The sequence below is a fragment of the Vibrio sp. Vb0888 genome (genome assembly GCF_033338835.1).
Classification (GTDB): domain Bacteria; phylum Pseudomonadota; class Gammaproteobacteria; order Enterobacterales; family Vibrionaceae; genus Vibrio; species Vibrio alginolyticus.
On record NZ_JAWOTL010000004.1, the window covers coordinates 143,242 to 157,476 of the forward strand.

Sequence of the window (14,235 nt, forward strand, 5' to 3'; positions counted from 1 at the left end):
TCGACAGTTATTTTTGTTGGGTCATTATGAGTTACGCGGAACTATTTTGTCAGTCTAACTTCTCTTTTTTGACTGGAGCTTCTCATGCAGAAGAGCTGGTACTCCAAGCTGCTTTCTATCGCTATCAAGCTCTAGCTATAACGGATGAATGTTCAGTCGCGGGCGTTGTCAAAGCCCATGCGACCATCGAACAACATAAACTCGATATCAAACAAATCGTTGGAAGTATGTTTTGGTTAAATGATGAATGCCAAATCGTACTGCTTTGCCCTTGTCGCAAGGCTTATGCCGAGTTGTGTCGTATCATCACAAACGCAAGAAGACGTAGTGAAAAAGGCAACTATCAACTGTTCGAATGGGATTTGATGTCGGTTCGACATTGTTTGGTATTGTGGCTGCCCACACATCAAGAGAGTGATCACTATTGGGGGCGCTGGCTCAATCAACACCACGCTAATCGTTTGTGGGTAGCGATTCAGCGCCATTTGAGTAACAACGATACTGAGTACATTGCGCACTGCGAGCAGTTAGCACATGAATTTCAATTACCTATAACTGCCTGCGGAGGCGTTCTCATGCATGATGTTGAACGCTTGCCATTACAGCATGTACTTACTGCTATAAAGCATGGGTGTAGCGTCGATAAACTCGGTTTTGGCCGTATTTCGAATACTGAGCGAGCGCTTCGTCCTTTTAAAAAGTTGATTCGGATTTACAAACCAGAATGGCTGGAAGAAAGTACTTACATCGCCGATTTATGCGAGTTTAAGCTCTCCGATTTAAAATACGAATATCCTACCGAGCTGATCCCAGATGGTTATACACCCGACTCTTACTTACGTATGTTGGTCGAACGTGGTAAAAGGCTGCGTTTTCCTGAAGGCGTGCCAGCAGAAGTCAATCAAACCATCGAGAATGAACTGGCGCTTATTCAAGAGCTGAAATACCACTACTACTTCCTTACTATTCACGACATCGTAATGTTCGCGAAACAGCAAGGCATTCTTTACCAAGGGCGAGGTTCCGCTGCAAACTCTGTGGTGTGTTATTGCCTGGAAATTACCGCCGTCGATCCTCGACAAATCGCTGTCTTATTCGAACGATTTATCAGTAAAGAACGTAAGGAACCGCCGGATATTGATGTGGACTTTGAACACGAGCGCCGTGAAGAAGTTATCCAGTATATTTACAAAAAATATGGCCGTAAGCGTGCAGCACTTGCTGCAACAGTGATCAGCTATCGCTTTAAAAGTGCCGTGCGTGAAGTCGGTAAAGCACTAGGGATTGAAGAGACCCAATTAGATTTTTTCATTAAGAATGTTAATCGCCGAGATCGCAGCCAAGGCTGGCAAGCTCAAATTATTGAACTTGGCTTACAACCAGAATCTCTCAAAGGGCAGCAGTTTATCCAATTGGTCAACGAGATCATTGGCTTCCCACGCCATTTATCTCAGCACGTAGGTGGCTTTGTAATTTCATCTGGCCCTTTATATGAGTTGGTACCTGTTGAAAATGCCTCGATGGAAGATCGCACTATCATTCAATGGGATAAAGACGATTTAGAAAGCTTGAAGCTACTAAAAGTCGATGTGCTCGCACTCGGCATGTTAAACGCCATCAAAAAGTGCTTTCAGCTGGTCGAGAAACATCACCAGCGATCCCTCTCTATTTCCGAAATCACTCGCCGACAAGATGATCCACACGTGTATCGCATGATCCAAAAAGCTGACACGATAGGCGTATTCCAAATAGAATCTCGTGCACAAATGAGCATGCTTCCTCGCCTAAAGCCTGCTTGTTATTACGACTTAGTGATTCAAATTGCAATTGTTCGTCCAGGCCCTATTCAGGGTGATATGGTGCATCCTTTTTTAAAACGACGAGATCACAAAGAGCCTGTCAGTTATCCATCGGAAGAAGTAAAAAGCGTTCTTGAGCGGACTATGGGCGTCCCTATTTTCCAAGAGCAAGTCATCAAGCTAGCCATGGTAGCCGCAGGGTTTAGCGGCGGCGAGGCCGATCAACTCCGTCGAGCGATGGCATCATGGAAAAAGAATGGCGATCTCGCTAAATTCAGACCAAAACTGATCAATGGTATGCAAGAGAGAGGTTATGACTTAGCGTTTGCTGAGCGCATTTTCGATCAGATTTGCGGCTTTGGTGAGTACGGCTTCCCTGAAAGTCATTCAGCGTCTTTCGCAGTGCTGGCATATTGTTCTGCATGGTTAAAATATTATTACCCAGCCGAATTTTACACTGCATTGTTGAACAGCCAACCAATGGGATTTTATAGCCCATCGCAATTAGTACAAGATGCTCGCCGACATGGCGTCGAAGTATTGCCGGTGTGCGTCAATCATTCAAAATATCAACATCATCTCGTCTCACGTCCGAATGGCAGGCTCGGCGTGCAACTTGGTTTTCGCTTGGTGAAAGGCTTTAACGCAGAAAGCGCACAAAGGCTTATTGAGCGCAAACCACTTAATGGTTACCGATCGATTCAAGAAGTAAAGCAGATATTAAGAAGCCGAAGTGACATTGAATTATTGGCTTCAGCCAATGCATTTCAAGCCTTATCGGGAAATCGTTATAACGCTCGCTGGGCAGCAATGGATTCCTTATCTGACCTACCATTGTTTCACAAGGTCGAAGAACCCAATGTTAGCTACCAGACTCAACCCTCTGAATATGAAAATTTAATTGAGGATTACGCAAGCACGGGACTATCTCTTAGCCGCCATCCAATTAAATTATTAGAAGAAACGGGCAAACTCCCTCACTTTACCCGCATGAGGCAACTGACAGAGAAACCGCATAAGTCACTGGTCACAGTGGTAGGTGTGGTAACAGGAAGACAATCTCCAGGCACCGCCGCTGGCGTGACATTTTTTACGTTAGAAGATGACACGGGCAACATTAATGTGGTCGTTTGGCAAGCTACAGCACGAGCCCAAAAGCAAGCGTATTTAGGCGCTAAAGTATTAATGGTGAAAGGCATTCTTGAAAGAGAGGGAGAAGTCACGCACGTCATTGCTGGTAAGTTGATTGATTGCACGCACTACTTGAACAATCTACAAAGTAAATCTCGGGATTTCCATTAGTACAGAGGAATTAAGGAGAGAGATGTTAAAAATCAGAGAGAGGTGCGCTCCCTCTGATTTCACTAGATCTAATCATGCACTTTTAGAAAGCATCTGGCGTAATCGGTCTTGAGCAACTTCAACCAGCAGATCCGGTTGGAATTTAGATATAAAGCGATCACAGCCTACTTTTTGTACCATGGCTTCATTAAAACTACCGCTCAGAGAAGTGTTCAATGTGATAAACAACTTAGACATACGTGGATCTTGGCGCACTTCATGGGTCAGTTTATAACCGTCCATTTCAGGCATTTCAGCATCCGTAATCATCATCAACAGCTCTTTTTCTACATCTTTACCTTCATCACACCAACGTTTTAAAACCGTTAACGCTTCTAGCCCGTCACGACACTCGATGATATTCATACCTAATTGAGAAAGCGTATCGCGAACTTGATTACGAGCTGTAGAGGAATCATCCACAATCAGAACATTACGCCCGACCATTGCTTGGGCCAATTCTTGATCGAGAATATCCTCCGAGATAGTCACGTCGTAATGTACGATCTCTGCTAAAACTTTTTCAACGTCAATAATTTCGACAATTTGAGAGGCATCCCCCTCTTTAATTTGCGTGATAGCCGTGAGGTAATTCGAGCGACCAGACGTGGAAGGAGGCGGCTGAATTTCAGTCCATGCCGTATTAATAATGTTTTTAACCGGACCGACTAAGAAGCCCTGCACCGTGCGGTTGTACTCTGTCACGATCAAATTTTCTTCTTCCGCTTCACCACGCAAAGCTGGGAAACCTATCGCGCCACGCAAATCAATCACTGGCACTGCTTCACCTCGTAAAGAAGCGACCCCACGAATGTTGTAGTGTGAGCCAGGAAGCTTGGTTAACGGTGGCAGCTTGATGACCTCTTTCACTTTGAACACATTAATCGCAAACAATTGGCGACTATTTAAAGTGAACAGCAGAAGCTCTAGTCGATTTTCACCAACCAAGTTTGTACGCTGGTCAACCGTATTTAACACTCCGGACATACTACTACCTAAATTATGGATAATTCTTATTTTACTCGAAATCAGTACAGACACAGCAAGGTTATATAACCAAATAACCTTAAAATATTTGGCTTTTCGAGCACAGCTTTAAAGTACAACAGTTTTAGCGTATTACTTCTCTTTGCATCAGACGCAAAGTCACGCAGCACATTGAAAGCCATTTTGTTTATTTACTTGAGCTTTTTAGGAAATTACATGAATGGCGCAGATATAGCAATGCAGCATAACTCAAATTCCCTTTCTAGTAATAGGCGATCAAAAAGGGTGAGCCGTTAAGTCTCACCCTAAATCACCTACAAATGCAGTCTCAACAGCCAGGCACATCATCATGTTAAAAAGTACTTAACCTTCCACAACCTTCATCAATAGTTGACCATCGTACAACGCTTGCTTAATCAACGCGGCACCAGGCATTGTGGCTTGCTTATAGAAACGAGACTCCACCAGCTCAAGATCTTGGTGATAAACAGGTAAACTCTGCTCTTCGATACAGCGACGAACCGCAGGATAAAGCACATCTTTTGCTTGGTTAATCACACCACCGATCAAGATTTTCTCAGGGTTAAATAAGTTGATCACAATAGCAATTGCAGAGCCTAAGTAGCCTCCAAGTTTTTCAATCACATCGACGGCCAAAGGATCACCGTTTGCAGCGGCTTCACAAATGCTCTCAATACTCATTTCCTCTTGTTTAGCAAGAATAGAGTCTTCGCCATCAGCGATTCGTCTTACGACTTCTTCACGAATTGCCTGAGAACTGGCAACGGTTTCCAAACAGCCAATATTGCCGCAATGACAACGTTTTCCATTTGGGTCAATTTGAATATGCCCGAGTTCACCAATGTTACCGTGACGGCCTTGCAAAACGCGCCCATCCAGAATGATGCCCGCACCTAAACCGTGGTGGATAGAGATAAGAACGGAGTTGTCATTATCTTGAGAATGACCAAAAAGCTTTTCTGCTAATGCCCAAGCTCGCGTGTCATTGGCAATGAAAACTGGCAAGCCTGTTGCTTTGTATATCTCTGGTCCAAGAGCAAGATTTTCGACATTGTAATGAGGCATCTGCAAAACGACACCTTGCTCTGAGTTCACGAGACCAGGCAGCGTAAGGGCAATACTGGTAACACGATCAAGTTGATCCGCGTAAGTCTGAAAGAATTCATCAATTTCGTAAAGCAGGCGCTCAAGCACATCGTCTTGATCAAGCTCGTGTATCTCGATTTTAGTATCGATTAGTACATCACCGCCTAACTCATGCAAAGCAATGGTTAAATAACCCCGCCCCAAACGCATTGACAAAAATTGCCAGCCTTCATTATTGACCTGCAAACCGACAGCAGGTCGACCACGACTCGTCGCTTCTTGTACTGTCGTTTCATGAATCAAGTGCGCTTCAATTAATTCTCGAGTGATTTTGGTGATACTAGCAGGAGCAAGCTCACTCTGCTTGGACAAATCAATTCGAGAAATAGGACCTTTTAGGTCAATTAGTTTATATACACGACCAGCATTGACCTGTTTGATATGATCAATATGGCCCGGTTGAGCCATGTACATCTTGCACTCCGAAATTCTATAACGGGACAATTTTTTTACTTTGCGAACTAATTGTGAAGTGAATTAATAAATCCCCGTGACAAGCATCACGTATAAACCTGTTTGTTTGTGTATTCAATCAAATAACGAAGAATCTACTCCTGTTAAATTGTTTGAAAAATAACTTATTTTTATTCACTAAATTATGAAGTAATGCCTTTAAAGCAGCGTATTTTTATCAATAAGGCCATTGCCTGTCGAATATCTGTCTGTTTTACCGGGGTTACTCTTAATGTAAACATTCTGTGCATATACTTATATTCAAGTAGCTTTAAGGTGTGGGCTAAGCGAGGCTAACCTTGAGAGCGATTGCGTAAAGTAAGGATAGAGTTCAAGTTACCTGTACACACACATTCATCGGAGAATCTATGACTTCCAAATTAAGACGAACAAAAATTGTCACTACGCTGGGTCCTTCAACGGATAAGGACAATATACTTGAGGAGATCATCAAAGCCGGTGCAAACGTTGTCCGTATGAATTTTTCACATGGAACCAGTGAAGACCACATTCAACGTGCGAACAAAGTCCGTACCATTGCAGCAAGACTTGGGCGTCAGGTTGCAATTCTTGGTGACTTACAAGGCCCTAAAATCCGTGTATCAACGTTTAAAGACGGCCAAGTCATTTTGAATGTGGGCGATAAATTCACATTAGATAGTGATTTACCAAAAGGTGAAGGCAATCAAGAATCTGTAGGGTTAGATTATAAAGAACTACCGCAAGATGTTTCACCAAATGACATTTTATTACTCGATGATGGACGCGTTCAGCTGCAAGTTACCAAAGTAGAGGGTAATAAAGTTCATACCCGTGTGATTGTCGGTGGTCCACTGTCCAACAATAAAGGGATCAACAAAAAAGGCGGCGGATTGTCAGCCGATGCGCTCACAGAGAAAGATAAAGCCGACATTCTTACCGCCGCAGCAATTCAAGTAGACTACCTTGCTATTTCATTCCCGCGTAACGGCGAAGACATGCATTACGCTCGACGCTTAGCCAGAGATGCAGGCCTTGAAGCCATGTTAGTGGCTAAAGTCGAACGAGCAGAAACCGTCGCGACCAATGAGTCTATTGACGACATTATTCTCGCATCCGATGTGGTGATGGTTGCACGTGGTGACCTTGGTGTAGAAATCGGTGACCCTGAGCTCATAGGTGTCCAGAAAAAACTGATTCGCCGCGCACGCAGTTTAAACCGTATCGTGATTACTGCGACACAAATGATGGAGTCCATGATTACTAGCCCAATGCCAACGCGTGCTGAAGTGATGGATGTGGCCAATGCGGTTCTAGACGGCACTGACGCGGTGATGCTTTCTGGAGAGACCGCTGCAGGTAAATATCCTGTAGAAACGGTCAAATCCATGGCCGAAGTATGTGTGGGGGCAGAAAAAATGTCGGAGGCAAGTCTATCAACCTATCGCTTAGATAGAACCTTCGAAACCGCTGAAGAAACCATCGCAATGGCAACCATGTACTCTGCGAATCACATGGAAGGAATTAAAGCGATGATCTCGTTAACTGAGTCCGGCAGGACTGCGTTGATGATGTCTCGCTTAAGCTCTGGCTTGCCAATATTTGCCTTATCACGGAATGAATCGACACTAAATCGAGCAGCATTATACCGAGGCGTGACACCTGTATATTTCGAGTCAAAAAGTGATGCGGGTTTACCAACGGCTCAAGCAGCGATTACTAGCCTTAAAGAGCAAGGGTTCTTGCACAAAGGTGATTTAGTCATTATTACTCAAGGCGATGTAATGGATGTTGTTGGCTCAACCAACTGCATGCGCATTCTACAAGCGTAGTCGTTATACCTAACCGGAGTTAACCACAAGAACCCGCAAATAAGGCTCCGAAAATGGAGCCTTATTTATATGCTTTGTATATTGCGCACATCGTGAACGTAAGAAGGTTTATGCACTCTCTCTACCATCAATTTCAACATCCAGCTGGTCATAGAGTTGAACTAGGTTAAACCCAGCTTGAAGCCCAAGTTGATAGTCATGCTCTAGTGACTCTTGGTCACTTAACAAAGAAGAAGAACGAAGTCCCTCTTTAGGCGCAACTTGTAAAATAAAAGTGTCGTCAGGTGGAGCAGATATAAAGGCCTGAGTGAGCTCAAATGTTTGATAATGAATCATCAGCATGTCGGCTAAACCTGAATCAAAATTCTCACCAATCAGATGACTTAAACGATACAAGTTATCGGCACCGAACAACCAACGGCCTCCATTTAACAGCATTTTCCCTGCAAGCTTCGATTGATGTGCTGCATTAATTTTTTGTTGGAAGAACGACGCCCAATCCAGCTTCCACTGATTCACTTTTTGCTGCCATGATTGCTGTACTGAGTTGATAGACTCCCGATACCATTCGACAGGCACATCCCCCACCTCACTTTGGGCTCTCGCTTCAATCTCTGAAAACGGCTCTGTGCGAATGACAATAATGTTGCGAGCATTCTGACGCCACGCTTCTTGAACAGGGATAGAGGCAGACACGCCGCCATCCACAAACTTATTGCCATTTACGTCGACAGGTCCGTGATATAACTTGGGAATCGCACATGTCGCTAGCATAGTGTTAAACCACGAGTCATCCAAGATTGGTAGATATTGATCTGATAGCGTCTCTATATTCGTTACCGCAGCAAACGCCCCTCGTTTTCCCAATGCACTGCGACCTAAATCAAGGTCAAGCTTGTATGGGAAATCTTGAATCCGTTCTAATGCCCACTCTAAACCTAAGTACTGCTGCTTTCGGATATAGCGAAACAGATTAAAAAATTCAGGAGACGTTGTCAGCTCGGTAATAAAAGCTTTGCCCATGCCATGTTGACGACACAAGTAAGAACATAAGTTAAGTGCTCCGGCAGAGGTGCCATAGAATTCATCGAAAGGATCGAAGTTGGAAAGTAAAAAGGCGTCTAAAACGCCAGCGGTAAAAATCCCTCTCTGCCCTCCACCTTGCGTGACTAAAGCAGTTTTACCATGCCTAAAGTGCTCATAAACTTTTACATCAAGCTCTGCATGGCTTTCTGTGATTATACCGCTGTTACGTATCATAGGCTCACGCCGTTTTGTTAAAACGTTTGGTAAAAGTGGTTATCTTAAGCTGTTGTAATAGCAATGATGCCAAATGACAAAAGCACTGCAAAAACAGTCACCACAATGATTAATGCGGATTTTAGATCGTGTTCCATAAACACCTCCTTAATATGTAACAAATTAATAACACCGGTGTGAAATATGTTCAAGATTTGCTTAATTTAGTCGCGCAATTTTGACTAACCCATCACAATTAGCTTAGTCATAATAAGGAGATAGGGCATGAACCAAAAACTCAGCTGGCTAGTAGGAATCATGATGATGAGTACTGCTATCAATGCACAAGCGAATATCATCGTTACACCATACATAGGCTATACAGGAGGCGGCCAAGTAGAGGATGAAAGTGGTAATACATACGATCTCGACCCCGCAGTGAATTACGCTCTTTCAGTCGAGACTCCCTTAGAAAAAGGAAGGATCGGATTGTTTTACTCCAATCAATCGACGGAACTTGAAAAGCTGTCCAACTCGGCAGATATCCATTATCTGCACTTCCAAAGCAGCATGTACTATCCTGTCGCAGAAAAATGGCAAACCTATATCGGTGTAGGTTTGGGCGCTTCTTACGCCGATGTGGATTGGGTAGACAAAAAATACGGATTTTCGGCTAGCGCTTTTGCAGGGCTGGAATATGAATTTTCAAAGAACTTTGCATTAACAGCCCAACTGAGATGGTTAGGAACGGTCGTTGATAACGATACATCTGGCGCCTGTACTCTACCTAATGACGGCTCAAACTGTATCATTAAGTTCGATACTGATTGGATGAACCAATTCCAATCAAATGTCGGTTTTAGTTTCCGCTTCTAATTTTTATGCATGTTCCTTTATAGGACTCGTCACAAAGAACGCTGAACGAGTCCTGCACAGAGCCGATAAAGGATATCGTCTAAACACCATTGTTTGGCAAAGTAACGAAGCATCATCTAGATAGGTGCACAAAAGATAGCCGTACGCCCTAATTAATCAAAATAGTCTTAAACACCAAAGCAATTATTAGATCCCAGTCATTTATTCCAGACAAACAACCACACACCCACATAAAACCACAATCAAACTCAAATTTAACAAGATTAAAACCAGACAACGCATCTGAATTAACATTTAGATTCTATTGCGCTAAGTATTATTAGAAGTTAGTCTGATCAGTGAAAACAGATAAATATTTCAGTTTTATCAAACACACATCAAAATTTTAAGATTAATAATCTACTTTCTCTTACAGTAGCCAGAATATAGCTCTACAAAATTATAAGAAGTTAGAATTAAGGATAGAAAAGCTGATGGATAACAGCGGTCCTTTCTTCCAACTATTTGCGCAATTATTACTGTGTTACGTAGAGAGCTTCATTCCTCAGGGAGTCTTATAGGAGTCAAATATGAAGCGAGAACAATGGGGATCCCGGGCGGGATTCATCTTAGCAGCAGTTGGGTCTGCTATCGGTTTGGGAAACATTTGGCGTTTCCCATACATGGCCTATGAAAACGGTGGCGGCGCATTTTTTATTCCTTACATTTTTGCCATGATCACTGCCGGTATTCCATTTATGATCCTTGAGTTCAGTATGGGACAAAAATACCGAGGCTCGGCACCAAAAACACTTGCGAAAATTCATTCTAAATTTGAATGGCTTGGCTGGTTCCAAGTTGGTGTGGCTGCAGTTATTGCCGTTTACTATGTGGCTGTTATCGGTTGGTCGATTTCTTACTTTGGGTTGTCGTTCACTCAAGGTTGGGGAACCGATACCAACGCATTTTTCTTTAGTGAATACCTAAAGCTAGGTGACAACTCACCAACAGACTTAGGCAGTATTCAATGGAAGATTGCTTTATCCATGGTAATTGCTTGGGCAATTACTTACACCGCCATTGCCAAAGGCGTGAAATCAGGAATTGAACGAGCATCTAAAATTATGATGCCAATCCTATTCTTGATGGTGATTTTCTTAATCGGACGTATGATTTTCTTGCCAGGAGCTCTAGATGGCGTGAACTACATGTTCGAACCCGATTTCAGCAAAATTTGGGATGTGAAAGTATGGGCAGCGGCATATGGTCAGATCTTCTTTACGCTAAGTATCGGCTTCGCCATCATGCTAGCTTACTCTAGCTACCTACCAGAAAAGTCAGACATAACGAATAACGCGTTTATGACCGTGTTGATCAACTGTGGCTTCTCGATCCTAGCCGGCATCATGATCTTCTCAGTATTGGGTTACATGGCTCAAGAGCAAGGTAAGCCGTTAACAGAGGTGGTATCTGCAGGCGTTGGCTTGGCTTTTGTTACTTTACCTGCGGCAATTAACCTACTACCTGCCCCATATATTCTTGGTCCACTGTTCTTCTTTGCACTGGTGGTTGCTGGTCTAAGTTCGCATATTTCAATTATGGAAGCCGTAACTTCAGCCATTATCGACAAGCTGAAGTGGAGCCGTAAAAAAGCTGCAAATGTTGTGATCGGTATTGGCTTCGTTGTCTCTATGGCGTTTGCTACCAATGGCGGTCTGCTGCTACTCGATCTAGTAGACCACTTTGCAAACAACGTTGGCATCATGGTTGGTGGTCTGGTTGAGATTGTCTTGATGGCGTGGCTATTGAAGCGCGTGCCAGAAGTACGTAATTACGTTAACGAGCGCTCTGATTTCTCTGTTGGTCAATGGTTCGAGATCTGCTTACGCTTCGTTACACCAATCATGCTCGCCATTATCTTAGCGACCAAGCTATACGCCCTAATTACTGAAGGCTACGGTGGCTATGATCTAACTTTAGGCTGGGCACTTATCGCCGCACTCTTTATCTTTGGTCTAGTGATCAACGCAGTGAACCGCAAGGAGACAGCAAAATGACAATCAGCGCAATTATTATGATGGTTATTGGTTTAGGTATCACTTGGGGCGGCGCTGCCGTTTGCATTAAGCGAGCCATGGATAAACAATAGAACGTTAAGTTCCATACAAAAAAACGCCGGTAGTTACCGGCGTTTTTTTATACATACATTAGTTCAATTCTAGAAACTGTACTTGATGCCAACGGCGCCGCCAAGTTGCAAGTCAGCACCTTTGTAAAGATCTAGCTCTGGGTGTATTTGGCCATAAAGGTCCCAGCCGCGTGATAAATCCCAGTTCACACCAAGTGGTACTCTCACACCAAACTCGTCATCCCATTCATACCAGCCACCAACGCCGACATACCAAGTCACAGGCATGTTTTGATCGAATGTTCCACGCTTAGCGATGTAATCAAACGCCATACCATCGTTTCCGATAATGCCACGATATTTGTTATCTAACTCTACAACAACACTTAATTGTTGATCGACAGCCATACCAACTGATAGATCCGTTGGTTCGCTTGCCGCCATTGCCGTACTAGAAACTAGTCCCAAAACTAAAATGAATTTGTTCTTCATACACGTTATCAATTATTCAAAAAAACATTATTCGCTATTCAAACATAATGGCATATCAATATGTCAACGATGGGTAAGCTCGATGTATGAAAAAGCTGACAAAAGTAAAGATGAGTTTAGGATCACACTAAAAAAGGAACTGTCAGTTAATAAAATAGGAACTAAAAAAGGAGGCCGAAGCCTCCTTTTATGCATTACTATGAATGACTGCGATTAACCGTGGTTACGAATCCACTCATCCATTTCAGTTTTTAGGTTATCAGACTTAGTACCGAAGATAGCCTGTACACCACCAGCTACAACTACAACACCAGCAGCGCCTAGTTGTTTTAGCTTGTCTTGGTCAACAGCTGCTGTATCTGCAACTGCTACACGTAGACGTGTGATACATGCATCTAGACCAGTAATGTTAGCTTTACCGCCAAACGCTGCAACCAGTTCACCGCCCATATCAGAGCCAGAAGTTACAGCTGCACTTTCCGTTTCATCTTCACGGCCAGGTGTTTTTAGGTCAAGCGCTGTGATTACACCACGGAACACTACGTAGTAAATTACTGCGTAAACTAGACCGACGGCAATCATTAGCACCATCTTCTGAGCGTTACCAGATAGGACTAGGAAGTCGATCAGACCGTGAGAGAAAGAAGTACCGTGTACAAAGCCTAGAGTGTTCGAAACGATGTATGCAGAACCAGCTAGTAGAGCGTGGATACCGTATAGTAGCGGAGCAACGAATAGGAATGAGAATTCGATTGGCTCAGTAATACCAGTTAGGAATGAAGTCAGTGCAGCTGACGCCATGATACCCATTACTTTTGCACGGTTTTCTGGTTTAGCACAATGAGCAATTGCGATTGCTGCAGCTGGTAGACCGAACATCTTGAACATGTAACCACCCGCTAGCTGACCGAAGCCATTACCAGCAGCACGAGATGCTTCATCAGCAACTAGGTAACAAGTTAGTACACCATTTTGAGCTTCACCGGCAGCGTTAACACAAGAACCTGCTTCGAAGAAGAACGGTACGTTCCATACGTGGTGTAGACCGAATGGGATTAGAGAACGCTCAACAACACCGTAGATACCGAATGCTAGCTGTGGGTTTTGGTGTGCAGCCCAATCAGAGAATGCAGAAATTGCACCGCCAATTGGTGGCCAGATAACAGAAAGGATAACACCTAGGATGATCGCAGCAAAACCAGTGATGATTGGCACTGCGCGCTTACCAGCGAAGAAGCCAAGGTACTCTGGAAGTTGGATTTTGAAGAAACGGTTGAATGCCCAAGCAGCCACACCACCGACAAGGATACCACCTAGTACACCTGTATCGATTTTCTCAACACCCATAACGCCCGCCATTACACCTAGCGTTGCCGTCATGATGCCGTAACCAACGATAGCTGCAAGACCTGCAACACCGTCGTTGTTAGTGAAGCCTAGAGCTACACCTACTGCAAATAGAAGTGCCATTTGGCCGAATACTGAACCACCAGCTTGTTCCATAAGATTAGAAACGATCTCTGGAATAAAGCTTAGATGGGCAGCACCCACACCTAATAAAATACCTGCAACTGGTAAAACTGATACTGGAAGCATCAGAGCCTTACCAACTTTTTGCAGGTTAGCAAAAAGGTTCTTAAACATGTTTATGCTCCTGATAAATTTATAAGTATTATTTGGGCACTAACGGCACACCCCCGTAGCCTAAAGGTTAGCACCCAATGAAAATGTAACCACAACTGCATTATATTTTCCGGCTCTAAATATATATTGATGACCCTCAAACTTTCCACACAGTTACGAAATTTAGTTTCAAAACAAGTCTTGGATCACACCCAAAAACAGCCGATGAAAAGGTTTGCATTGCACTTATATTACTGTTTTATAAAGAATTAATTATTTATATAATTAATTTTAAGGCGTAAATAAAATACGCCTCAATGTTATTTTTAGTAACAAAATT

At 43.4% G+C, this 14,235-nt stretch carries 11 protein-coding genes; 5 read left to right on the plus strand and 6 right to left on the minus strand.

Annotated features, from left to right (window positions below; translation table 11 throughout):
• The first annotated feature begins 26 nt into the window (after nt 1-26).
• Nucleotides 27-3,101, plus strand: coding sequence for an error-prone DNA polymerase (locus tag R7P72_RS08225; RefSeq protein ID WP_005372977.1), 3,075 nt, complete (start codon nt 27-29; stop codon nt 3,099-3,101).
• A 72-nt stretch (nt 3,102-3,173) separates the two neighbouring features.
• On the opposite strand, the gene R7P72_RS08230 is transcribed toward R7P72_RS08225, so the two are convergent.
• A complete protein-coding gene (locus tag R7P72_RS08230) occupies nt 3,174-4,127 on the minus strand; it encodes a chemotaxis protein CheV (RefSeq protein ID WP_005372976.1) in 954 nt (317 codons plus the stop codon).
• A 363-nt stretch (nt 4,128-4,490) separates the two neighbouring features.
• Nucleotides 4,491-5,708, minus strand: coding sequence for an ROK family protein (locus R7P72_RS08235; RefSeq protein WP_005372973.1), 1,218 nt, complete (start codon nt 5,706-5,708; stop codon nt 4,491-4,493).
• Between the two features lie 407 nt (nt 5,709-6,115).
• Between R7P72_RS08235 and pyk the strand changes: the two genes are divergently transcribed.
• A complete protein-coding gene (gene pyk / locus R7P72_RS08240) occupies nt 6,116-7,558 on the plus strand; it encodes a pyruvate kinase (RefSeq protein ID WP_005372972.1) in 1,443 nt (480 codons plus the stop codon).
• Between the two features lie 108 nt (nt 7,559-7,666).
• Here the strand turns inward: pyk and R7P72_RS08245 are convergent, their stop codons facing one another.
• Together R7P72_RS08245 and R7P72_RS08250 are read right to left on the minus strand one after the other, a co-directional pair.
• Complete coding sequence (locus R7P72_RS08245) at nt 7,667-8,818, minus strand: patatin family protein (RefSeq protein WP_005372971.1); 1,152 nt, start codon at nt 8,816-8,818, stop codon at nt 7,667-7,669.
• A gap of 44 nt (nt 8,819-8,862) precedes the next feature.
• Complete coding sequence (locus R7P72_RS08250; RefSeq protein WP_005372970.1) at nt 8,863-8,955, minus strand: YnhF family membrane protein; 93 nt, start codon at nt 8,953-8,955, stop codon at nt 8,863-8,865.
• 127 nt (nt 8,956-9,082) lie between these two features.
• Between R7P72_RS08250 and R7P72_RS08255 the strand changes: the two genes are divergently transcribed.
• The 3 genes from R7P72_RS08255 to R7P72_RS08265 all read left to right on the plus strand — a co-directional run bounded on the left by R7P72_RS08255 (nt 9,083) and on the right by R7P72_RS08265 (nt 11,801).
• Nucleotides 9,083-9,673, plus strand: coding sequence for an outer membrane protein (locus R7P72_RS08255; RefSeq protein WP_005372968.1), 591 nt, complete (start codon nt 9,083-9,085; stop codon nt 9,671-9,673).
• A 569-nt stretch (nt 9,674-10,242) separates the two neighbouring features.
• On the plus strand, nt 10,243-11,709 hold the full coding sequence (locus tag R7P72_RS08260) for a sodium-dependent transporter (RefSeq protein ID WP_005372966.1): 1,467 nt from the start codon (nt 10,243-10,245) through the stop codon (nt 11,707-11,709).
• The gene (locus R7P72_RS08265) at nt 11,706-11,801 is read left to right on the plus strand and encodes a MetS family NSS transporter small subunit (protein WP_005372963.1); all 96 of its coding nucleotides are present in this window, start codon (nt 11,706-11,708) and stop codon (nt 11,799-11,801) included. The genes R7P72_RS08260 and R7P72_RS08265 overlap by 4 nt, the downstream gene beginning before the upstream one ends.
• A gap of 69 nt (nt 11,802-11,870) precedes the next feature.
• Here R7P72_RS08265 and R7P72_RS08270 read toward each other — a convergent pair whose 3' ends face one another.
• Nucleotides 11,871-12,272: a hypothetical protein gene (locus R7P72_RS08270; protein ID WP_005372960.1), complete on the minus strand. Its 402-nt coding sequence runs from the start codon at nt 12,270-12,272 to the stop codon at nt 11,871-11,873.
• Nucleotides 12,273-12,485: 213 nt separating this feature from the next.
• Entirely contained in the window at nt 12,486-13,916 is a 1,431-nt protein-coding gene (ptsG, locus tag R7P72_RS08275; RefSeq protein WP_005372959.1) for a PTS glucose transporter subunit IIBC, read from the minus strand.
• Nucleotides 13,917-14,235 lie beyond the last annotated feature (319 nt).